A 22,646-nucleotide genomic window follows, 5' to 3' on the forward strand; every position below is an offset into this window, starting at 1 on the left:
AAGAGCCAGAACGCACTCGCGTGCGTTCTTTAGGATATTGGGCCACGAATTCAAGGCTGAAAATGTCAGGTCTTTATTCGGAGGGCACGTATTCTACAACTTCCAGATCGAAACCGGATATGGCATTGAACTTCATCGGTGAACTCATCAGGCGCATTTTGCGCACACCGAGGTCACGCAGGATCTGCGAACCGGCACCCACGATGCTGTAAGTAGTCGGTTTTTTCACCGGCAACGAATCGGCCGTTTCGCGGATATGTGCCAGCAATACATCGCCATCCAGCGGATGCCCCAGCAACAGCACCACACCGCTGCCGGCCTCGGCCACCGCACTCATGGCGGCGCGCAAGCTCCAGCGGCCGGGCTGTTTGACCATCAGCAGGTCACGCAGCGGGTCCATGTTGTGCACACGCACCAGCGTCGGTTCGTCGGCGCAAATATTGCCCAGGGTCAGTGCCATGTGCACATCACCTTCCACTGAATCACGATAGGTCACCAGGTTGAATTGGCCCAGTTCGCTGTCCAGTGGCTGCTCGGCAATCCGCTGAACGGTACGTTCATGGATCATCCGGTAATGAATCAGGTCGGCAATGGTGCCAATTTTGATGCCGTGTTCAGCGGCGAATGTTTCCAGCTCGGGCCGACGGGCCATGGTGCCGTCATCATTCATGACTTCACAGATCACACCGCTCGGCTCAAAGCCGGCCATGCGCGCCAGATCGCAGGCAGCTTCAGTGTGGCCGGCACGGGCCAGGGTGCCGCCAGCCTGAGCCATAAGCGGGAAGATATGGCCCGGACTGACGATGTCTTCAGCCTTGGCATCGCGGGCAGCGGCCGCTTGCACGGTACGCGCACGGTCGGCGGCGGAAATCCCGGTGGTGACGCCGGTGGCAGCTTCAATCGACACCGTGAACTTGGTGCCAAAGCCGGAACCGTTGCGCGGCGCCATCAACGGCAACTTCAGCAGCTCGCAGCGCTCACGGCTCATCGGCATGCAGATCAGGCCACGGGCAAAGCGCGCCATGAAGTTGATGTGCTCGGCCTTGCAGCACTCGGCGGCCATGATCAGGTCGCCTTCGTTCTCGCGGTCTTCGTCATCCATCAGGATAACCATCTTGCCTTGGCGGATGTCTTCGACCAGTTCTTCGATGCTGTTGAGCGCCACGCGGCACCCCCTTATTTCAGGATTTTAGGTAGCCGTTGGCGGCCAGAAAACTTTCGCTGATGGTGCCCGTCGGTTCGGCCGCCTTGTCACCCAGCAGCAGGCGCTCAAGGTAACGCGCCAGCAGGTCGACTTCGAGGTTGACCCGGCGACCCGGACGGTAGTCGTCCATGATGGTTTCGCTCAAGGTATGCGGAATGATCGTCAGCGAAAACTCGGCGCCATTCACGGCATTCACGGTCAGGCTGGTACCGTCGACGGTGATCGAACCCTTGTGCGCGATGTATTTGGCCAGTTCTTTGGGCGCACGAATACGAAACTCGATGGCACGAGCGTTCTCTTCACGGGAGATCACCTCGCCCACACCATCAACATGACCGCTCACCAGATGGCCACCCAGACGCGTGGTCGGGGTCAGGGCCTTCTCCAGATTGACCCGGCTTCCGCTTTTCAACGCATTGAAGGCGGTGCAATCAAGTGTCTCGCGGCTGACGTCAGCCGAAAAACCATTGCCCGGCAGCTCTACTGCGGTCAGGCAAACGCCATTGATCGCAATGCTGTCGCCGAGTTTGACGTCGCTCAGGTCGAGCTTGCCAGTGTCCACTGAAACCCGCACATCCCCGCCCTTAGGCGTCAGTGCACGGATGGTGCCGATCGATTCGATGATGCCGGTAAACATGGCGTTCCCCTTGAGAACCAAGCCTGCGTTAAACGGAGGCTGAGAATTATACGCGGGCTGATGGCACAGGTATGGCTGTGACTCGCCAGTCATCACCCACCGCTCGCATTTCAATGATCTTGAGCTCTGTTGCTTCGCTCATCCGGGTCAATGGTAGCTCCAGCAAGGGCCGCGCCGTTGAACCCAAAAACTTGGCCGCAAAAAAGATCTGGTACTCATCCACCAGGTCTTGTTCGGCGAAAGCACCTGCCAGGCTCGGCCCCGCCTCTACCAGAACTTCATTGACCCCGCGGGCGGCCAGTGCCACCAGCAATTGACGCAAGTCGACCTGACCGTTGGTGCCATGAATCACCAGGCATTCCGGGCCCGTGCGGTATTGCTCGGCGGGAGGCACGCAGGTGGCGACCAGCGCCGGGCCGGCCTTGAAGAACGGTGCATCCAGCGGCACTCGCAAGCGCCCGTCGACCAGCACCCGCAAAGGCGGGCGACTCAAGGCCAATGCGGTCTGCTCGGCATCCAGGCCCAGCTCATCGCCGCGAACGGTCAATCGCGCACCATCGGCCAGTACCGTATCGGCACCGGTCAATACCACGCTGGCCTGGGCACGCAGACGTTGCACGGCTGAACGTGCAGCAGGCCCAGTGATCCATTGGCTTTCACCGCTGGCCATCGCTGTGCGTCCATCAAGGCTCATGGCCATCTTGACCCGTACAAATGGCAGGCCGTGTTCCATGCGTTTGAGAAAGCCCGGGTTCAACGCTCGTGCGTCGGCCTCGAGCACGCCGCTGCACACGTCGATGCCGGCATCGGCCAGGCGTTTGAGACCTCGGCCGGCGACTTCCGGGTTAGGGTCCTGCATGGCGGCAACCACCCGCGCCACACCGGCATTGATCAGCCCTTCGGCACATGGTGGCGTATGCCCATGATGGCTGCAGGGCTCAAGCGTGACGTAGGCCGTGGCCCCTCGCGCCCGTTCGCCCGCCGCCCTCAGGGCGTGGACTTCGGCATGCGGCTCGCCCGTGCGAACGTGCCAGCCCTCGCCCACAATCTGGCCGTCACGCACGATGACGCAACCCACGCGGGGATTGGGATGGGTGGTGTACAGCCCTTTGCGCGCCAATTCGATGGCACGTGTCATGTAATGGGCATCCAAAACAGATTGCTCAGTGGACACAGTCATTTGTTTGATGGCTCACGGGCAAGTCGGTCGATCTCTTCGCGGAACTCGTTGAGGTCCTGAAAACGTCGATAGACCGAGGCAAAACGGATATAGGCCACTTCGTCGAGCTTTTGCAGTTCGCTCATGACCAGCTCACCGACGACCAGCGATTTGACCTCGCGCTCGCCTGTGGCGCGCAGCTTGCTCTTGATATGAGCCAGCGCGGCTTCAAGACGCTCGACACTCACCGGGCGTTTTTCCAGCGCACGCTGCATGCCGGCACGCAGTTTGTCTTCGTCGAACGGCTGACGACTGCCGTCTTGCTTGATAAGGCGCGGTAAGACCAACTCAGCTGTTTCAAAGGTGGTGAAACGTTCACCACAGGCCAGGCATTCACGCCGGCGACGCACCTGATCGCCCTCGGCAACCAGACGCGAGTCAATGACTTTAGTGTCGTTGGCACCGCAGAAGGGACAGTGCATGGTGGCAGCCAACAAAAATGGGGAGCGCCATGTTAGCGCATCCCACTGGCAAGACAAGCCATAGGCTTTACGGTATACAGTCGTCCGACTATGTTTTACCCAATTGATGCATCGACTGACTTGCCGTGGAGCCTTGTATGCCGCTACGAACGATTGTTTTGCTGTGCCTGGCGAGTTTACTGGTCGCGTGCAGCAGTGAACCGCCAAAATCGGCACAGCCTCAGTCGCTGCCCCAGCCTAAAACCGATGCACCGGCAGACCTGGGGCCTTTACCCGCCTACCAGCGCGAGCTGAGTGGCGTGTTGACCGGGGTTCCGGCGGGCGCCGAGGTTGAGCTGGCCATGTTGATCGTTGACGAGCGCGGACGGCCACAGGGGCTGATGGCCAGTAGCAAGATTGCCGGCAATAACCAGCCGCTGCCCTTCAAGCTGCGCTTTAATCCCCAGGCTTTTCCGGCCGGCGCACGGGTCGAACTGCGCGGGCGTGCCAGCCAGTCAGGACAGTTGATCCTGCATTTGCCTTCCCGAATCATCAACCAGCCCACGACCCAAACGCTGGGGACTCTGGCCCTTGTCAAAGCACCATGAATACACCGCTCGACCTGCAACTGTCATTGAGTGAACTGCTGGGCGATGCCCGCCTGGTCATCACGGACTTGCCAGAAACCTCGTTGAAACTGTGGCTGATCGACGCCCGGAACATGGATCGCGCCTTCACTCCGGACGAGACCCGGCGCATCCTCTACGAGCCGCCTTATTGGGCTTTTTGCTGGGCCAGCGGCCTGGCGCTGGCACGTTATCTGGCAGAGCAGCCGCAGTGGGTGTACGGCAAGCGGGTACTGGATTTTGGTGCCGGCTCCGGTGTCGCCGCGATTGCAGCCGCCAAGGCGGGTGCCCTCGAGGTGCTCGCCTGCGATCTTGATCCGCTGGCATTGAGCGCCTGCCGGGCGAACGCCGAACTCAATGGGGTGCAGCTCGGCTATTCCAGCGACTTCTTCGCCGAGGCCGACCGTTTTGATCTGATCCTGGTGGCCGACGTGCTCTACGATCGAGAGAACCTGCCGCTGCTGGATCAGTTTTTGACCCGCGGCCAGCAGGCGCTGGTCGCCGACTCTCGGGTACGGGACTTCAGGCACCCGCTGTATCAACCACTGGAAATGCTCAAGGCACTGACCTTGCCTGACCTGGCCGAACCCCATGAGTTTCGCAACGTGAGCCTGTACCACGCACAACGCGGTCGCGCGGCTTTCAGCCAGCCCATCCAGCCTTTATAGTTGCCCTCATTTACCTGTTTCGAGAACCACAATGAATCAGCCCAAGCCTACTTCTTATAGCTTCGACGTAACGTCAGCAGACTTTGACAAGCAGGTGATCGAAGCCTCGTTCGAGCAACCTGTTCTGGTCGATTTCTGGGCCGAGTGGTGCGCACCGTGCAAAGTGATGCTGCCCCTTCTGGAACAAATTGCCGAGGACTATCAGGGCGAGTTACTGCTGGCCAAGGTCAACTGTGATACCGAACAGGACATCGTTGGACGCATCGGGATTCAAACCCTGCCCACAGTGGTGCTGTTTAAAGACGGCAAAGTGGTCGACGGCTTCCAGGAAGCACAGCCGGACTCGGCCATCCGCGCCATGCTCGCACCGCACGTCGTGATGCCGGAGCCGTCTGCTGAAGATCCGATGGTGCAAGCCCAGGCCCTGTTTGCCGAAAGCCGCTTCGCAGATGCCGAAGCCTTGCTCAAAAGCATCCTGACCGAAGACAACAGCAACGCTAAAGCACTGATCCTGTACGGCCGCTGCCTGGCCGAGCGCGGTGAGCTGACTGAAGCTCAGGCCGTGCTGGATGCGGTCAAAAGCGACGAACACAAAGCCGAGCTGGCAGGTGCCAAGGCCCAACTGACATTTTTGCGTCAGGCTGCGGACTTGCCTGATGTCGCCGACTTGAAAACCCGCGTGGCGCAGAATCCGCAGGACGATGAAGCCGCCTATCAACTGGCGATTCAACAGCTGGCACGCCAGCAATATGAAGGCGCGCTGGAAGGCCTGTTGAAGCTGTTTATCCGCAACCGCAGCTATAACGAAGGCATCACCCACAAGACGCTGCTGCAAGTGTTCGACCTGCTGGGCAACGATCATCCGCTCGTCACCACTTACCGCCGCAAGCTGTTTGCCGCGCTGTACTGATCCCGAACGCTACCCATATACGCTGGCGCAGGCTGCGATCCTCCGCAGCTAGAGCCAGCGGCTACAGAATCCTCCCAAATCCGTCGTTGGCGAAGCCAGGTAGCCGAGGTACGAAGTCTGCGGTGCTTGCCTGGCAACAGAGTATCTACAGGACTGTCGCGTTTGCGGCGTGCTACTCGATCCAGCTGTACACCGGCGAGTCCTCGCCGCTCACCACCTTCACCTCGCTGCTGTGGCGCAGGCGCACCAGCAAACGCTTGCCGGACGCTGTGCTGCCCGTCAGCGCCTCCAGTTGTCCGAGCAGTTCGGGGCCGGTCATCTGCCCCGCCTTACGCAACAACTCCTTGGTCATGTCCCATACCGCATCGTCCTGACTGACCGGCCTGGCCACTACTGCCGCATTGGCAGGGGCGCTTGTCTGTACCTGCGCGCCCAGTTGCGCCCAGTCGTTCTCATCCAGCTCCACCGTCAGGTCCACCGGCCAGTCACCGATCGTTCCGCGTATGCGTACCATCATTGCTGCTCCAAAAGTTTCATGACGCCATGCTCCCACGCGCCTTGCGTATCGCCAAGCACACGGGCAAACTCTCGCAACACTGTTATAAGATCACATAACAAATCGTTCATCTTCCCTGCCGGAGTCACGCTATGCGCCGTTTTCTTCTCGCCTTGCCGTTCGCCCTGTTGCCGCTGGCCATGACTCACGCAGCCGACGAACATGATCACGACCATGAACATGAACATGAACATGGCAGCCTCGAGGCTCATGAACATGGGGTGGCACGCTTGAATGCGGCGCTGGATGGCCAGACCCTGGAACTGGAGCTCGAAAGCCCGGCCATGAATCTGGTGGGTTTCGAGCACGAAGCCAGCACCGCCGCTGACAAGAAAAAAGTCACGGACGCACGCGCCAAACTGGAACAATCAACGGTGCTGTTCAGCCTGCCACAAGCTGCCGGGTGCGTTGAGACCGCGCAAGAACTGGAAAGCCCGCTGTTCGGTGATGCGCCCGAACATGCTCACGCCAGCGACGAAAGCAAACACCAGCACAGTGAAATCCACGCCAGCTATGAGTTCACGTGCAGCAGCCCGGCGGCGCTGAAAACCCTGGACCTGACTCAGCTCTTCAAGACCTTCCCCGCCACGCAAAAAATTCAGGTACAACTGATCGGCCCAAGCGGCCAGCAAGGTGTGGACGTCACGCCGAAAGCAGCCACATTGAAGTTTTAACCGATGATCATGCGTGCGTCGTCGCGGCCCCAGGCAACGGCGACAAAGCGCACCCATCCCATTGCAGGCGATATTTTTTCTCCATGACCCAAGCACTGATCGAACTCAGCGACCTGAGTTTCAGCTGGCCGGGACATCCCGTGCTGCTGGATATTCCAGCATTTCGCCTGGAAGCGGGCGAGACCCTGTTTCTCAAAGGCCCAAGCGGCAGCGGCAAAACTACATTGCTGGGGTTGCTCGGCGGCGTGCAAAAGGCCAACAGCGGCAGTATCCGTTTGCTGGGCCAGGAATTGAGTGAACTCGGCTCGGGGGCTCGCGATCGTTTTCGGGTCGATCACACAGGCTATATCTTCCAGCAATTCAATTTGCTGCCCTTCTTGTCGGTGCGCGAGAACGTTGAGTTGCCGTGTCACTTCTCCAAATTGCGCGCCAGCCGCGCGGTACAGCGTCATGGCAGCGTCGATAACGCCGCCCGGACGCTGCTGGCGCATCTGGGCCTGAAAGACCCGGCACTGCTGGGTCGCCGTGCCGATTCGCTGTCCATCGGCCAACAGCAAAGGGTCGCGGCCGCCCGCGCCCTGATCGGTCAGCCCGAGCTGGTGATTGCCGACGAACCCACTTCGGCCCTCGATGCCGACGCGCGCGAAGCGTTTATCCAGTTGCTGTTCGCCGAATGCCGCGAGGCCGGTGCCAGCTTGCTGTTTGTCAGCCACGACCAAAGCCTGGCACCCCTTTTCGACCGTCACCTGTCGTTGTCTGAACTCAATCGTGCCGCTCTGTCGGCTGAGGTCTGAGATGTATTTGTTTCGTCTAGCCCTGGCCAGCCTGGCTAACCGCCGTTTTACCGCAGTGCTGACGGCGTTCGCCATTGCCCTGTCAGTGTGCCTGCTGCTGGCGGTCGAACGTGTGCGCACCGAAGCCCGCGCCAGCTTTGCCAGTACCATCAGCGGCACCGACCTGATCGTCGGCGCACGTTCGGGGTCGGTCAATCTGTTGTTGTATTCGGTGTTTCGCATCGGCAATGCCACCAACAATATTCGCTGGGACAGCTTTGAGCACTTCGCCCACAACCCGAAAGTGAAATGGGCCATTCCCATGTCTCTCGGCGACTCCCATCGCGGTTATCGGGTGATGGGCACCAGCGAAGCGTATTTCGAGCACTACCAATACGGTCATCGACAACACTTGCAACTGGCCGACGGTCGCGCGTTTGTCAGTGATCCGTTTGAGGTGGTACTCGGTGCCGAAGTGGCTGACGCACTGCATTACAAACTGGGCGACAAACTGGTGCTGGCTCACGGCGTAGCCGCCGTCAGCCTGGTCAAGCATGACGACAAGCCCTTTACCGTCGTCGGTATTCTCAAGCGCACCGGGACTCCGGTGGATCGCACGCTGCACATCAGCCTCGGCGGTATGGAGGCGATCCATATCGACTGGAAAAACGGCGTTCCTGCCCGTGGTGCGGGGCGCATCAGCGCCGATCAAGCGCGCAACCTTGACCTCACCCCACAGGCCATCACCGCATTCATGCTGGGCCTGAACAGCAAGATCTCGACCTTTGCCCTGCAACGGGAAATCAATGAGTTTCGCGGCGAACCAATGATGGCGATCTTGCCCGGCGTCGCATTGCAGGAACTCTGGAGTTTGATGAGCACCGCTGAAAAGGCGCTGTTTGTCGTGTCACTGTTCGTCGTACTGACCGGGTTGATCGGCATGCTTACTGCCATTCTGACCAGCTTGAATGAACGCCGACGCGAGATGGCGATTCTGCGCTCGGTCGGCGCCCGACCCTGGCATATTGCAACCCTGCTGGTGTTCGAAGCCCTGGCGCTGGCATTGGCGGGCGTCGTTGCCGGCGTCGGGTTGTTGTATGTGTGTATCGCTGTGGCCCAAGGTTACGTGCAATCAAATTACGGGCTCTATTTGCCCTTGGCGTGGCCAAGTGAATATGAATGGACGCTGCTCGGCGGTATTCTGGCGGCCGCCCTGCTAATGGGCTGCGTGCCCGCATGGCGCGCTTACCGGCAATCGCTGGCCGATGGCCTGTCCATTCGTTTATGAGCATCGGTTTATGAAAAGCACGTCGATATCGCGCCTGTTGCTGGCGCTACTGCTACTGGTTACCACGCCCTTGTGGGCAGCCCAGCCGAGAGAGCTGACATGGTCAGAGATGGTGCCGCCGGACGCGCCCTCTGAAGCCCCCGACATGGCTCCGATGCACGACCTGTCTCAGTTGGGCAACCTTGACCCGGAAGCGGCCCCCGCTGCCAGGCAAGGTATGCCCAATGCGCCGGTTGTCCCTGCGCTGGACGGTCAGGTGATTCGTTTACCGGGGTATATCGTCCCGCTTGAAGTGAACGAAGAAGGTCGCACCACGGACTTCCTGCTGGTGCCGTACTTTGGTGCCTGCATCCATGTGCCGCCCCCGCCGTCGAACCAGATCGTGCACGTGACCAGCAAGGAAGGGGTCAAGCTCGACGAGTTATACCAACCCTACTGGATCGTAGGCGCGATGCAGGTCAAGCCTAGCACCAGCGATCTGGCCGATGCGGGCTATCAGATGGATGCCCAGAAAATCCTGGTCTACGAATTACCGGAGTAGTTCAAAAGCTCATGCACCGCTCCCTCCGGCCTGGCGCGGGTGGGAGGTGCGGGTGTCAATTAACGAATTTTTCACAACTTCACAATTTCATTGAGCTGGGTCAACTGAGCGAAGCCCCGTGCTCATTACCATTGGTTATAACTTTTAAATATCCCAATGGAGCCCTCCATGCACAAGTCTTTGCTCGGTGCCGCGATCCTGGCGCTCGCCGTCGCCGCCCCGCTTGCCCACGCGCACACTGAAGGCGACATAATCGTCCGCGCCGGTGCAATTACGGTAAACCCGAAAGCCGACAGCTCCAGCGTCAAGGTTGATCGCGGTCCGTTGGCGGGCGCCGATCTGGGCGGCAAGGCGACCATGAGCAGCGACACTCAGTTGGGCCTCAACTTTGCGTACATGATCACCGACAACATCGGTATCGAGCTGCTGGCTGCGACGCCGTTCGAGCATGACGTCAAACTCAAAGGCACCGGCCTGGCCGCGGCCAACGGCAAGCTCGGTACTCTCAAGCACCTGCCACCGACCCTGAGCGTCGTCTATTACCCACTGGACTCCAAATCGGTGTTCCAGCCTTACGTGGGTGCCGGCATCAACTACACCTGGATCTATGACGAGCACGTGGGCAGCCGCGCCAGCGCTGAAGGCTTTGACAACTTCCGGGCGAAAAACTCGTGGGGCATGGCTTGGCAGTTGGGCGCGGACTACATGCTGACTGACAACATCATGATCAACGCCCAGGCCCGTTATATCGACATCGACACCCGAGCCTATGTGGATAACAACGCCGTCGCCGGTGGCACCCGGGCCAAGGTCAACGTTGACGTGGATCCGTGGGTTTACATGGTAGGTCTGGGCTACAAGTTCTAAATCAGACACCTAAAAAAGGCGCCTCGAAAGGCGCCTTTTTTGTGGGTTGCGTATTAACGACCGAGCAAACGCGCCAGGCCTTCGCTCATCGGCGTGGTTTGGCCGAGGCTGAAGCGTTGCAGCAGGCGGCTGTTATCAGCACGCGAATGACGGATATCTCCCGGGCGGGCCGGCACGTAGCTGATCACCGGCAACTGGCCAACGACTTCACGCAGCGCTTCGAGCATTTGCTTGATGCTGGCAGCCTTGTTCAGCCCAACGTTTATTGCACCCTCTTCAACATCCGGGGCCTCGATGGCCTGCAACAGGATCTTCACCAGATCACCGACGTATACGAAGTCGCGGGTTTGCTCACCATCGCCAAAGATGGTGATGGGCAGGCCCTTTTCTACGCGCTCGCTAAAGATGCTGATGACGCCTGAGTACGGAGAAGAAGGGTCCTGCCGTGGGCCATAAATGTTGAAGAAACGGAAAATGATCGGCTCAAGACCGTGTTGCCGGCGGTAGAAATCCAGGTAGTACTCACTGGACAGTTTGTCTGACGCGTAAGGTGTCAGCGGCGCCTTGGGGGTGTCTTCAACAATCGACTCGCCTTCCCCGTTGTTACCGTAAACCGCGGCACTAGAGGCAAATACAACCCGCTTGATGCCCGCTTTACGCATGGCTTCGCAAACATTCAAAGTGCCGATAAAGTTGCTTTGATGAGTGCGCACCGGGTCGTCCACCGACGCCTGCACCGAGGCGACAGCAGCCAGATGAACCACTGCACTGCAGCCATCCATCACCTTGGCCACCAGCGCTGCATCCGCCACGTCACCTTCAATCAGTTCGAGCTTCGGGTTGTCCATGGGCAAGTTGCTGCGCTTGCCGGTCGACATGTCGTCGAGGATCCGTACGGAATATCCTTTGGCCAGCAGGACATCCACGAGGTTGGACCCAATGAAGCCGGCGCCGCCAGTGATTAAAACGGGTGCATCAACCATGACGATAAAACCTGTCCAGTAATGTCGGAAGTGCTGCGCGCCAGGCGCGAGGCTTGATCCCGAACGTGTGTAGAATTTTTTTGCAGGCCAGTACGGCATGCTGCGGCTCTTCGGCGGCATCCGGGCGTGCGGCATGGGCCTGGGGCGTCGGCGCTTCGATGGCCAGCGGGTGCAGATGGCGAGCTTCGCTGAGAATCGCTTGTCCCAGCGCCAGTGGCGTGGTCGCCTCATGCCCGGCGTAATGATAAGTACCCCAGAGCGGTGCTGCACAGTCCAGTTGCTTAAGGACCGAGATGATAACGCGGGCCGCATCATCGACGGGCGTCGGGTTACCCCGACGGTCATCCGCCATCAACAATTGCTCAGGCTTTTCTGCCTGGGCCAGAAAGCGTCCCAGGGTGCCTTCGGCGCTGTCGTCGAGTAACCAGCCGAAGCGCAGCAGGACGTGTTGCGGGCAAATGGCCCGCACACTTTGCTCGATGCGCCACAGCGCCTGGCCGCGTAGCCCCAGCGGAACAGGTTCGTCCTTTTCACTGTAGGCCGTCGCACGCGAGCCATCGAAAACGCGATAACTGGAAGGCTGCAGCAAAATCATGTTGTGGTGCTGGCACAGCTCTGCCAAACGCTCGACAGCACGTTCCTGACCAGCAAGGCGGGTCTCGCTCACTGCCTGCGCCTGAAACCAGTCGAAGTAGTACGCAAGGTTGATAACGGCATCCGGGCGGGTGTCATCCAGCAGTTGCGTCAGGCTCGCAGCGTCCCAACCGTCTTGCGGCGGACGCGGGGCCAGGAAGTTGATGTCTTCCTCGGCACCGAGACGAATCAGCGCCTGCCCGAGAGCATTTCCGCCGCCCAATAACATAAGGCGCATTCGCATAGAGTGTGCAGGCTCAGTCTATTCAGAACGGTGATATATACCAGAAACCAACCGTGCAAACTGTTGGTCATGTTTATGACCCACGTATTTTGCGGGTTTATCTGCCTGTCGTCACTGACAAACTGTGCCCCGGGTCATTGGCCATCATTGTGACTGTGGCGGGATGTCGGTCAGTAACACCGCAGGCTGCTGCCCGACCGTGGCCGATTCAGCGCGTCCTTCGGTCTCTCGCACCGGCATGAGAAAGCCCTGTGGATAATGTTGTGCGAAGTGTACATCCGCCGACTTATCCACAAGCTTTTTAAGCCGGGCGTTGAAGGCACGACTGATGGTGTTCTGGGCACCGGAGACGGTACGGAACTGCGCGGTAATCACCACGCCGTCCAGACTCATGCTATCGACCCCAAAAATGGTCAGTGAACCTTGCAGGCTAAGACTGAGCAAAGGGTCATCACTGATCTGCTGGCCGGCCTCGCGGATCACCTCAGTAGCTTTGTCCATATCGGAGTCATAGGTGAACTGCACCGAAAAGAAAGCGTAGGCAAATTGACGAGAATGGTTAATGACCACCTTGATCTGGCCAAACGGAACCGAGTGTACAAAGCCGCGAGAATCGCGCAAACGCAAGGTGCGAATGGTCAGCCCCTCGACGGTGCCAGAATGATTGGAGTCCACCACTACCCAGTCGCCGACCGAAATGGTGTCTTCAATAATAATGAACAGCCCCGTGATCACATCTTGTACCAACTGCTGAGAACCAAAGCCGATTGCCAGCCCGATCACCCCGGCACCGGCAAGAAAGGGCGCGACGTTGACCCCCAGGTTGGCCATGGTGGTGATGGTACACACCACCACCAGAATCACTTTGATCGCGTTGCGCAACAACGGCAGGATGGTCTTGGTGCGGGTGCTCGGCTCCCGGCTCCCCCTTCGGCTAACGGTAGGCTGCAAGGCCTGCTGGATCGCGGTATCGAGCACCACCCAGGTCAGCCACGTCACCAGCAAAATCAATAAAATATGCCCCAGTGAATCGCTGATGACCTTGCCCGTACTGCTGTCTGAAGCAAACGCCAGCAGGGAAAAACCCCAGATCTGTACCAGCAGCTCGATAAAGGTCACGGCCAGGACAATCCGCAGCACGGCATACATCACATTAAGCAAACGCACTTTATACGCACCGCTGCTTCGAGGGGCGGTCCTGAACCAATGATGCATCGTGGTACTTAAAAACACGGTGCCAATCAGCAAGCCCGAAGTCATCAAGGCGTTGCGCAAGGTTCGCTCGCTGCTTTCGCCCACCCCCAGCAGGTTGAACGCCGACACCAGCAGCATCAGCAGAATGGGCCAATACCACAGCACTGAAAAGATCCGCAGGGACTCTTGAAGCGCTGGCTGCCCCAAACGCTGTGCCAATGCCCGGTTGCGAATCAGGTGCGCCACCGGACGCCGCAACCTGACCACCAAATGAGCAAATGCGATACACGCAATCAGTCCTGCCACAACCGACAAGCAACTGGCGAGATTGACACCTATTTGCCAGGCGATTTTCAGACTGTTAAGCGCATCACTCAGGGCCGCAGAAAAACCGATTACAAACAAAGAACGCGGAGCCGTCCGGCGAATGATGTCCACTGCGCGGCGCTTGTGCCCGACATCAAACATTGCATTCATGGCCAGCACCAGCGCCGCACAGAAAACCCCGCCACTGCTGGCATACGCGAGACTGAGCGCCAGCGAGACACCCATTGAGTCCTGTAAAAAACGACTGACCGACAACGTCAATGGCAAAGCGATCATCGCCGGAAACAGATACGGCAGCGCATAGCCCAGCAGTGACTTCACCCGGACCTTGTTTTGCGTCACGCGACGGCTACACACATAGTTGAGCACCAACCGTGCGAGCAGCATTAACCCTATGAAAGCGGCAAACCAGGTGACGGATACGATGAGGAAATCGGCGGCCGCATTCCAGGAGGGATGTTCATAGGCCTGCTCGGCGAGCACTTCAACCTCTTCCCCTGCCCGCGCTGTACGCAAGCGCCAGCCATCCAGCAGATGCATGCTCAAGCCCAACCGCCCCTGGACTTCATCCATTCCAGCACCCAGTGCCCCAAGCAACCCACCGTCGACCAGCACAGGCGGCTTGCCATCGGCTTCTTCAGCCTTGATCACGGAAGCCAGCGTGGGGGCTGCCTGAAGGATGCCATTCCCTGTGAGCAGCAGGATGATGAGCAAAATAGCTGTTTTGAATTTAAACAAAACCGGTGGTCCCCCCTGGACATCGCTGAACTGAATGAAAGTGGACAACCACGCCGTTTCTCAGCCCGATCGTCCTTTTTCTTGAGTTACAGCGTAGCCAACTGTCGGAGGGAGTCCGTAACTTCGTTCAGAAACCGGCCCATGACACATGACAATGCCTGTCCTGAACCAACATATGCCCAAACGGCTCGCCCGGGTTTGATCAGGAGGTCAATGATGCACCCAGCGCCTCCAGCAACACGCTGACCTTGGGTTGCGACTGCCGGCGCTTGAGCCAGACCAGATTCAGCGGCGAGCCGTCGGTGGCCAAATGCGGCAAGACTTCCACCAGCGTGCCCGCCTCAAGCGCCTGTTTGATCAGCCAGGTCGGAAGTTGCGCAATGCCCTGCCCGGCCAGGACGGCTGCCGCCTGACCTTCGCCGTCCCCGACGGCAATACGTGCAGGCAGCACGCGACGCTCGGCGCCGCCGCCATGAGTACCGGCGAAGTGCCAAGGGTTGACCATGCCGTCAGCTCGGCCGTACACCACGCAACTGTGGTGTTCCAGATCATGCTCAGCCCGGGGCTCACCGTGCTTCATCAAATAGTGTGGCGAGGCACAAAAAACCAGGCGCTCCGTCCCCAGGTAACGCCGCCCCAGGGCATCCGGCCAAATATCCGACCCACCTATGCGCACGACAATATCGATATCTTCTTCGACAGGATCAACGAAGCGATCAGAGAACGAGATATGGGGAAGCAGCAATGCATGGTCTGCAACGCATCGCAAAATAATTCCCAGTGCATGCAGGCGACCATAGGCGGCTGGCAAGTCGATGCGCACGCGCCCCATGGGTTCGGTGTTCTGGGCATGGAGGGCCATTTCGGCCTCCTCCAACTCTCCCAGCACGTTGGTGCAGGTCCGGTAAAACCTGACCCCGGCATCGGTCAGCGAGAGCCTGCGGGTGGTTCGATTGAATAGTCGAATGTCGAGTCGCGCCTCCAATCGAGCAATGCCTTTGCTGATGGCTGAACCGGTCAAATTCAGACGCTCGGCCGCGGCCGTAAAGCTGCCTGTTTCTGCAACACAGACAAATACATCAATGCCTTTCAGGCGTTCGGAAGAGAACATGGCAGCGCACCATTAGCGATTTTAATTCACATCATTGTGTAGTTTATAGCCTCAATATGAATTTACTTCTCCAATAAACTGACGCCCTGATTTTTTTCATAGAGCAACACACATGCCCTCTTCATCCTTGACCGCCCCCATAGTCAGTTGCGCCACCCGATCAAAAACGGGCCTGCAAATCACCATCATGGCCATTGCCGCATTCGTGATTGTGACCACCGAGTTTCTGATCATCGGTCTACTGCCTGCGCTGGCCAATGACCTGGGTGTCTCCATCGCCATGGCGGGCCAACTGGTGACGCTGTTCGCTTTCACCGTGATGCTGTTCGGTCCCATCCTGACCGCCCGGCTTGCTCATATCGATCGCAGACAACTGTTCACCTGCATCCTGCTGGTGTTCGCGGCATCCAATGTTCTGGCAGCCCTGGCGCCCAATATTTGGGTACTTGCACTCGCTCGTTTTATTCCAGCGCTATTGCTACCGGTGTTTTGGGGCACCGCCAGCGAAACCGCCGGGCAACTGGCCGGTCCGGCACATGCCGGCAAAGCCGTTGCCAACGTTTATATGGGCATTTCCGCTGCGCTGGTGTTTGGTATCCCGCTGGGCACCCTGGCCGCGGACTCCGTAGGCTGGCGCGGGAGCTTCTGGATCCTGGCCGCCCTGTGCTTGCTGATAGGCCTGTTGATCCGCCTCTTTATGCCCGCGCTGCCATCAGCGCCCCAACGCACTACGGGAGATAAGCAGACCGGGATTTTCAAAGACCCGCGTTTTCTGGCTCACGTTGCGCTTTCTACCCTGGCGTTCACCGCCATGTTCACCGCCTACACCTATTTGGCTGACACCTTGCAACGACTGGCGGGGATCGCGCCGGGTCAAGTCGGATGGTGGCTGATGGGCTTTGGTGCCGTGGGCATGCTCGGCAATCATTTCGGCGGGCGTCTGGTTGACCGGAGCCCGCTGGGCTCAACGGTACTGTTTCTGGTCTTGCTGGCCATCGGCATGCTGGCTGCCACGCCGCTGGCATCGCAACACGCATGGCTGATCGTGGCACTGATTGTGTGGGGCATCGCCTATACCGCGCTGTTCCCGATATGCCAGGTTCGGGTCATGCGTGCAGGTGCCAAGGCTCAGGCACTCGCGGCCACCATGAACATCTCGGCCGCCAATGCCGGGATCGGATTGGGCGCGATTCTGGGCGGACTGGGCATTCGTCACTTCGGGCTGGAATCATTGGGCGTGATCTCGGCAGGCATCGCCGGCCTCGCAATCGTGGTCGCCCTGTTACTCATGCGCCGCACGTAAAACCGCACCCAAAAAAAAGGCCCGTCGCTGAATCAGCGGCGGGCCTTTTTGGGGTTGGGCATTCAGCTCGTGAGCTGCAGCCTGACCTCATGCAACCTAGAACGGGATATCGTCATCGAAGCTGTCGAAATCCGGAGCAGGTTGTGCTGCCTGCTGTTGCGGCGCTGGACGCGACTCGCGCTGCGGCTGCTGTTGCGGCGCAGGGCGTTGAGCCTGCTGGCGCGGAGCGGATTGCTGGTAGTTGTTACCACCGCCCTGGTTTTGTTGGTCGCCCTGAGGACGGCCACCCAGCAGTTGCATGGTGCCTTGCATGTCGACCACGATTTCAGTGGTGTAACGCTTGATACCGTCTTTTTCCCACTCGCGGGTCTGCAGCTTGCCTTCGATGTAGACCTGCGAACCTTTACGCAGGTATTCACCCGCGATCTCAGCGACCTTGCCGAACATCGACACACGGTGCCATTCGGTTTTTTCGACTTTTTGACCGGTTTGCTTGTCGGTCCACTGTTCGCTGGTTGCCAGACTCAGGTTGGTCACGGCATTACCGTTAGGCAAGTAGCGAACTTCGGGATCCTGGCCGCATGTGCCGACCAATATAACTTTGTTAACCCCACGGGCCATAACGTTCTCCTAGGCTTCGCACGTCGGCGCTGGGTTAACCAACTGCTCGAGTGTCGCGCGATCCAATAGTTCGGTGTCCAATTTGATATAAATGGCAGCCTCTTCGGCTACCACTACTGCATCTGTCACGCCAGCAACAGCCTTTAGACGTTCGGTCAGACCTGCTTCGCGAAGCGCCTCAGGCGATAACGGCAAACGCAGGCTTGTCACATACGGCGGTTCGCGCATGGTAACAGCAAAGACAAGCCAGAGTGCAGCCAGACCTGCGCATCCGAGGAACACAACCGACAAACCGCCATGCTGGAATAACCAGCCGCCGAGAATGCCGCCCAGTGCCGACCCCAGGAATTGACTGGTCGAGTACACCCCCATCGCGGTGCCCTTGCCGCCTGCCGGTGACACCTTGCTGATCAGCGAAGGCAGTGATGCCTCCAGCAGGTTGAACGCCGTGAAAAACACCACGGTTCCGATCACCAGCGCTCGCAAACTATTGCCGAACTGCCAGAAGAATAGCTCAGTGAGCATCAACGTCACGACGGCGCCGAGTAAAACTCGTTTCATTTTGCGTTTCTTTTCGCCGTAGATGATGAACGGAATCATGGCGAAAAATGAAATCAACAAGGCCGTGAGGTAGACCCACCAATGTTGCTCTTTGGGCAGGCCGGCTTTTTCGACCAGCGCCAGCGGCAATGCGATGAAGCTCGACATCAACATGGCGTGCAACACAAAAATGCCCAGGTCCAGTCGCAGCAGGTCCGGGTGCCGCAGAGTCGGCAGCAAGGCCTGCCTGGCTACGCCGGACTCACGATGCTGCAAGGTGCCGGTTGAACGCGGCACCATGAACATGACGATCACAATCCCTACCAGCGCCATCACGCCCGTTGCCAAAAACAATCCCGACAAGCCAAAGGCCCGGGTCAGCAAAGGCCCCACCACCATCGCGACAGCAAACGACAAACCAATGGTCATGCCGATCATGGCCATGGCCTTGGTGCGATGTTGTTCGCGAGTCAGGTCCGAGAGCAACGCCATCACCGCAGCAGAAATAGCACCGGCACCTTGCAGGATACGTCCGGCGATGACCCCCCAGATCGAGTCTGAATTCGCCGCCAGCACGCTACCCAACGCGAAGACGATCAATCCCAGATAGATCACAGGACGACGGCCAATACGGTCAGAGATAACCCCGAACGGAATCTGAAAAATCGCCTGAGTCAGGCCATAAGCGCCAATTGCCAAACCAATCAGGGCCGGCGTCGCTCCTGCCAGGTCCATTCCATAGGTCGCCAGAACCGGCAACACCATAAACATGCCCAGCATACGGAAGGCAAACACAAGGGCCAGACCGCCTGCTGCTCGGGTCTCGCTGCCACTCATGCGTTCGCTGTAGGGATCGTGCATGGAAAAACCTCATGTGAACCGGCGGCGATTCTACCAGTCCCATCGAGTAACAGCACACACACGAGGGATGCGCGACGCTTTGTCACGCAAAAGTTATAAAGGCCGATAATGACTACGTGCCATTAAGGACCTGCACAGCTTTCGCACAGATCCGTATACTCATTCGTTTACGTTATGCCCGCCAAGCGAGGCCGCAGTGGACAAGATCCTGATACGTGGGGCACGAACCCACAACTTGAAGAACATCGACCTGACCCTGCCACGGGACAAACTGATCGTCATCACCGGACTGTCTGGCTCCGGCAAATCATCCCTGGCGTTTGACACTTTATATGCCGAAGGCCAGCGCCGTTACGTTGAGTCGCTGTCGGCCTATGCGCGTCAGTTCCTGTCGATGATGGAAAAGCCCGACGTCGATACCATCGAAGGTCTTTCACCCGCTATTTCCATCGAACAGAAATCCACTTCGCACAACCCCCGCTCCACTGTCGGCACCATTACCGAGATTTACGACTACCTGCGCCTGCTCTATGCACGCGTCGGCATTCCGCGCTGTCCAGATCACGACATTCCACTGGAAGCCCAGACTGTCAGCCAGATGGTCGACCTGGTGTTGGCCCAGCCCGAAGGCAGCAAGCTCATGCTGCTCGCACCGGTCATTCGCGAGCGCAAGGGCGAGCACCTTTCGGTGTTTGAAGAGTTGCGGGCTCAGGGCTTTGTACGGGCGCGGGTAAACGGCAAGCTGTGCGAGCTGGACGAGTTGCCCAAGCTCGACAAGCAGAAGAAGCACACCATCGATGTGGTAGTTGACCGCTTCAAGGTCCGTGCAGACCTGCAACAGCGTCTGGCGGAATCGTTCGAGACCGCGCTGAAGCTGGCTGACGGCATTGCCCTGGTTGCACCGATGGACGATGAGCCAGGCGAAGAGATGATCTTCTCCGCCCGCTTCGCTTGCCCGATCTGCGGCCACGCAATCAGTGAGCTCGAGCCCAAGCTGTTTTCCTTCAACAATCCGGCTGGCGCTTGCCCTACCTGTGATGGATTGGGTGTTAAGCAGTTCTTCGATATCAAACGCCTGGTCAATGGTGAGCTGACCCTTGCCGAAGGCGCAATACGCGGCTGGGACCGGCGCAACGTTTATTACTTCCAGATGCTCGGGGCGCTGGCCAAGCATTACGACTTCAGCCTCGAGGTGCCGTTCAGTGAACTGGCGGCCGACAAGCAAAAAGTCATTCTGTATGGCAGCGGCACCCAAAACGTTGATTTCCGCTACCTGAATGATCGCGGTGACATCGTGAAGCGGGCGCACCCCTTTGAAGGGATCGTGCCGAACCTTGAGCGCCGCTACCGCGAGACCGAATCAGCCACCGTACGCGAAGAACTGGCCAAGTTTCTCAGCACCCAGTCTTGCCCTGATTGCCGGGGCACGCGCCTGCGTCGCGAAGCCCGTCACGTGTGGGTGGGCGAGAAAACCCTGCCGGCCGTGACCAACATGCCGATTGGTGATGCTACCGAGTATTTCAGTACGCTGAGCCTGACCGGACGTCGTGGCGAAATTGCCGACAAGATCCTTAAGGAAATTCGCGAGCGCCTGCAGTTCCTGGTGAATGTGGGCCTCGACTATCTGTCACTGGACCGCAGCGCCGACACCCTGTCGGGCGGTGAAGCTCAGCGTATTCGTCTGGCCAGCCAGATCGGTGCTGGCCTGGTTGGTGTGTTGTATATCCTCGACGAGCCATCCATTGGTTTGCATCAACGCGATAACGACCGTCTGCTGGGAACACTCAAGCATCTGCGTGACATCGGTAACACCGTGATCGTGGTGGAGCACGATGAAGATGCCATTCGCTTGGCTGATTATGTGGTGGATATCGGCCCCGGCGCCGGGGTTCATGGTGGACACATTGTTGCTGAAGGCACACCCGCCGAGGTGATGGCACACCCTGACTCGTTAACCGGCAAATACCTGTCGGGCCGGGTGAAGATCGCCGTTCCCGCCAAACGCACACCGCGCAATAAAAAGCTGACGTTGTCGCTCAAGGGCGCCCGCGGCAACAACTTGCGCAATGTGGACCTGGAAATTCCGCTTGGGCTGCTGACCTGCGTGACCGGGGTTTCGGGCTCGGGCAAGTCGACACTGATCAACAACACGCTATATCCGCTCAGTGCCACAGCCCTGAATGGTGCAACCACTCTTGAAGCGGCGGCTCACGACAGCATCAAAGGCCTGGAACATCTGGACAAGGTCGTGGATATCGACCAGAGCCCGATTGGTCGTACCCCTCGCTCCAACCCTGCGACTTACACCGGGCTGTTTACCCCGATTCGCGAATTGTTTGCCGGTGTAGCGGAATCACGCTCCCGGGGCTACGGACCTGGCCGGTTCTCGTTCAACGTCAAGGGCGGCCGCTGTGAGGCGTGTCAGGGCGACGGCTTGATCAAGGTAGAAATGCACTTTTTGCCGGACATCTATGTGCCGTGCGACGTGTGCAAGAGCAAGCGCTACAACCGTGAAACCCTGGAGATCAAATACAAGGGCAAGAGCATCCACGAAACCCTCGAGATGACCATCGAGGAAGCCCGGGTGTTCTTCGATGCCGTACCGGCTCTGGCGCGTAAGCTGCAAACCCTGATGGATGTAGGTCTTTCCTATATCAAGCTGGGGCAGTCAGCCACGACGTTGTCAGGCGGTGAGGCGCAGCGAGTCAAGCTATCCCGCGAACTGTCCAAGCGCGATACAGGCAAGACGCTGTATATCCTCGATGAGCCTACGACAGGTCTGCACTTTGCCGACATACAGCAGTTGCTGGATGTACTGCATCGTCTGCGCGACCACGGCAACACCGTGGTGGTGATCGAGCACAACCTGGACGTGATCAAGACGGCTGACTGGCTGGTGGATCTGGGGCCTGAAGGCGGCTCCAAAGGCGGTCAGATCATTGCGGTCGGCACACCGGAAGAGGTTGCCGAAATGACGCAATCTCACACGGGCTTTTACTTGAAGCCCTTGCTGATACGCGACAGAGATTAAATCTGCGCATGAAAAAAGCCCCTGTCATCTCTCGATGGCAGGGGCTTTTCTTGGCATTGACCAACACTTGGCAGTAGCACGCTTGCTCGCTATGCAAAGGGTACAGTCACACTGGTTTTGGTCGTGATCAGAACTGCGACTGCAGGTAGTTTTGCAGACCAATCGACTTGATCAAACCCAGCTGCTTTTCAAGCCAGTAGGTGTGATCTTCTTCTGTGTCTGCCAGCTGGATGCGCAACATGTCGCGGCTCACGTAGTCCTTGTGCAGCTCACACAACGCAATCCCTTTGCACAGTGCGGCACGCACCTTGTACTCAAGACGCAGGTCAGCAGCAAACATGTCCGGCACCGTCGTTCCCACATCCAGATCATCCGGACGCATGCGTGGAGTGCCTTCGAGCATCAGAATCCGGCGCATCAACGCATCAGCGTGTTGTCCCTCTTCTTCCATTTCGTGGTTGATGCGTTCATACAACTTGGTAAAGCCCCAATCCTCGTACATACGGGAATGGACAAAATATTGGTCACGTGCAGCCAGCTCACCGGTGAGCAACGTGTTGAGATAATCGATTACGTCCGGGTGCCCTTGCATCGCCCCACATCTCCCTGCTTTAAAGTCTGTAGTTTGAACCAAGCCTGCGGAGAGGTCACGGTAAAATCGCAAGAAATACCCTATTTTGACGAGAAAACAGGGCT

General features: G+C 58.5%; 22 protein-coding genes. 10 read left to right on the forward strand and 12 right to left on the reverse strand.

Annotated elements, in window-relative coordinates; all coding sequences use genetic code 11:
- Positions 1–73: 73 nt before the first annotated feature.
- The 4 genes from ribBA to nrdR are packed head-to-tail and all read right to left on the reverse strand — an operon-like array spanning position 74 to position 3,482.
- Positions 74–1,165 (reverse strand): bifunctional 3,4-dihydroxy-2-butanone-4-phosphate synthase/GTP cyclohydrolase II, encoded by a 1,092-nt coding sequence (gene ribBA / locus AWM69_RS00565; RefSeq protein ID WP_048378404.1) that lies wholly within the window; start codon positions 1,163–1,165, stop codon positions 74–76.
- Positions 1,166–1,181: 16 nt separating this feature from the next.
- Positions 1,182–1,841, reverse strand: coding sequence for a riboflavin synthase (locus AWM69_RS00570; protein ID WP_048378405.1), 660 nt, complete (start codon positions 1,839–1,841; stop codon positions 1,182–1,184).
- 46 nt (positions 1,842–1,887) lie between these two features.
- Entirely contained in the window at positions 1,888–3,021 is a 1,134-nt protein-coding gene (gene ribD, locus AWM69_RS00575; RefSeq protein WP_218725553.1) for a bifunctional diaminohydroxyphosphoribosylaminopyrimidine deaminase/5-amino-6-(5-phosphoribosylamino)uracil reductase RibD, read from the reverse strand.
- Positions 3,018–3,482, reverse strand: coding sequence for a transcriptional regulator NrdR (nrdR, locus tag AWM69_RS00580; protein WP_162199342.1), 465 nt, complete (start codon positions 3,480–3,482; stop codon positions 3,018–3,020). Before nrdR ends, ribD begins: the two co-directional genes overlap by 4 nt.
- A 137-nt stretch (positions 3,483–3,619) precedes the next feature.
- Here nrdR and AWM69_RS00585 point away from each other — a divergent pair, with 137 nt between their 5' ends.
- Genes AWM69_RS00585 through AWM69_RS00595 form a run of 3 tightly spaced genes read left to right on the forward strand, consistent with a single transcriptional unit; the run spans position 3,620 to position 5,665 of the window.
- Positions 3,620–4,069 carry a YbaY family lipoprotein gene (locus AWM69_RS00585; RefSeq protein WP_048352674.1) on the forward strand — a complete coding sequence of 150 codons (450 nt, stop codon included), beginning with the start codon at positions 3,620–3,622 and terminating at the stop codon, positions 4,067–4,069.
- Entirely contained in the window at positions 4,066–4,755 is a 690-nt protein-coding gene (locus AWM69_RS00590; protein ID WP_218725554.1) for a methyltransferase, read from the forward strand. Before AWM69_RS00585 ends, AWM69_RS00590 begins: the two co-directional genes overlap by 4 nt.
- A gap of 31 nt (positions 4,756–4,786) precedes the next feature.
- Positions 4,787–5,665, forward strand: a complete 879-nt coding sequence (locus AWM69_RS00595) for a co-chaperone YbbN (RefSeq protein WP_218725555.1) — start codon at positions 4,787–4,789, stop codon at positions 5,663–5,665.
- Between the two features lie 172 nt (positions 5,666–5,837).
- On the opposite strand, the gene AWM69_RS00600 is transcribed toward AWM69_RS00595, so the two are convergent.
- The gene (locus AWM69_RS00600; protein WP_131655179.1) at positions 5,838–6,179 is read right to left on the reverse strand and encodes a hypothetical protein; all 342 of its coding nucleotides are present in this window, start codon (positions 6,177–6,179) and stop codon (positions 5,838–5,840) included.
- A 134-nt stretch (positions 6,180–6,313) separates the two neighbouring features.
- Here AWM69_RS00600 and AWM69_RS00605 point away from each other — a divergent pair, with 134 nt between their 5' ends.
- The 5 genes from AWM69_RS00605 (at position 6,314) to AWM69_RS00625 (ending at position 10,364) form a co-directional block, all read left to right on the forward strand.
- A complete protein-coding gene (locus AWM69_RS00605) occupies positions 6,314–6,895 on the forward strand; it encodes a DUF2796 domain-containing protein (RefSeq protein ID WP_131655150.1) in 582 nt (193 codons plus the stop codon).
- A gap of 83 nt (positions 6,896–6,978) precedes the next feature.
- A complete protein-coding gene (locus AWM69_RS00610; protein ID WP_048378411.1) occupies positions 6,979–7,689 on the forward strand; it encodes an ABC transporter ATP-binding protein in 711 nt (236 codons plus the stop codon).
- 1 nt (position 7,690) lies between these two features.
- Positions 7,691–8,956 (forward strand): ABC transporter permease, encoded by a 1,266-nt coding sequence (locus AWM69_RS00615; RefSeq protein WP_131655149.1) that lies wholly within the window; start codon positions 7,691–7,693, stop codon positions 8,954–8,956.
- Positions 8,957–8,966: 10 nt separating this feature from the next.
- Positions 8,967–9,497, forward strand: a complete 531-nt coding sequence (locus AWM69_RS00620; protein ID WP_218725556.1) for a DUF3299 domain-containing protein — start codon at positions 8,967–8,969, stop codon at positions 9,495–9,497.
- Between the two features lie 168 nt (positions 9,498–9,665).
- Positions 9,666–10,364, forward strand: a complete 699-nt coding sequence (locus AWM69_RS00625) for an OmpW family protein (protein WP_218725557.1) — start codon at positions 9,666–9,668, stop codon at positions 10,362–10,364.
- Between the two features lie 53 nt (positions 10,365–10,417).
- Here AWM69_RS00625 and AWM69_RS00630 read toward each other — a convergent pair whose 3' ends face one another.
- The 4 genes from AWM69_RS00630 to AWM69_RS00645 form a co-directional block, all read right to left on the reverse strand.
- On the reverse strand, positions 10,418–11,347 hold the full coding sequence (locus AWM69_RS00630) for an NAD-dependent epimerase/dehydratase family protein (RefSeq protein WP_131655146.1): 930 nt from the start codon (positions 11,345–11,347) through the stop codon (positions 10,418–10,420).
- A complete protein-coding gene (locus AWM69_RS00635) occupies positions 11,340–12,224 on the reverse strand; it encodes a sugar nucleotide-binding protein (protein WP_131655145.1) in 885 nt (294 codons plus the stop codon). Before AWM69_RS00635 ends, AWM69_RS00630 begins: the two co-directional genes overlap by 8 nt.
- Positions 12,225–12,368: 144 nt before the next feature.
- Positions 12,369–14,483: a mechanosensitive ion channel family protein gene (locus AWM69_RS00640; protein WP_218725558.1), complete on the reverse strand. Its 2,115-nt coding sequence runs from the start codon at positions 14,481–14,483 to the stop codon at positions 12,369–12,371.
- Between the two features lie 202 nt (positions 14,484–14,685).
- Positions 14,686–15,594, reverse strand: a complete 909-nt coding sequence (locus tag AWM69_RS00645) for a LysR family transcriptional regulator (protein ID WP_218725559.1) — start codon at positions 15,592–15,594, stop codon at positions 14,686–14,688.
- Between the two features lie 112 nt (positions 15,595–15,706).
- On the opposite strand from AWM69_RS00645, the gene AWM69_RS00650 reads away from it, so the two are divergent.
- Positions 15,707–16,897, forward strand: a complete 1,191-nt coding sequence (locus tag AWM69_RS00650) for an MFS transporter (protein ID WP_218725560.1) — start codon at positions 15,707–15,709, stop codon at positions 16,895–16,897.
- A 96-nt stretch (positions 16,898–16,993) separates the two neighbouring features.
- Here AWM69_RS00650 and AWM69_RS00655 read toward each other — a convergent pair whose 3' ends face one another.
- Both AWM69_RS00655 and AWM69_RS00660 read right to left on the reverse strand, forming a co-directional pair.
- Entirely contained in the window at positions 16,994–17,518 is a 525-nt protein-coding gene (locus AWM69_RS00655) for a single-stranded DNA-binding protein (protein ID WP_048378419.1), read from the reverse strand.
- Between the two features lie 9 nt (positions 17,519–17,527).
- Positions 17,528–18,919, reverse strand: a complete 1,392-nt coding sequence (locus AWM69_RS00660; RefSeq protein WP_218725561.1) for an MFS transporter — start codon at positions 18,917–18,919, stop codon at positions 17,528–17,530.
- Positions 18,920–19,115: 196 nt separating this feature from the next.
- Here AWM69_RS00660 and uvrA point away from each other — a divergent pair, with 196 nt between their 5' ends.
- Positions 19,116–21,950 carry an excinuclease ABC subunit UvrA gene (gene uvrA / locus AWM69_RS00665; RefSeq protein ID WP_218725562.1) on the forward strand — a complete coding sequence of 945 codons (2,835 nt, stop codon included), beginning with the start codon at positions 19,116–19,118 and terminating at the stop codon, positions 21,948–21,950.
- A gap of 127 nt (positions 21,951–22,077) precedes the next feature.
- On the opposite strand, the gene bfr is transcribed toward uvrA, so the two are convergent.
- Entirely contained in the window at positions 22,078–22,542 is a 465-nt protein-coding gene (gene bfr / locus AWM69_RS00670) for a bacterioferritin (RefSeq protein ID WP_218725563.1), read from the reverse strand.
- Positions 22,543–22,646: the final 104 nt, after the last annotated feature.

Origin of the sequence: Pseudomonas sp. D1HM (assembly GCF_019266105.1) — a bacterium.
Taxonomy (GTDB): Bacteria; Pseudomonadota; Gammaproteobacteria; order Pseudomonadales; family Pseudomonadaceae; genus Aquipseudomonas; species Aquipseudomonas taetrolens.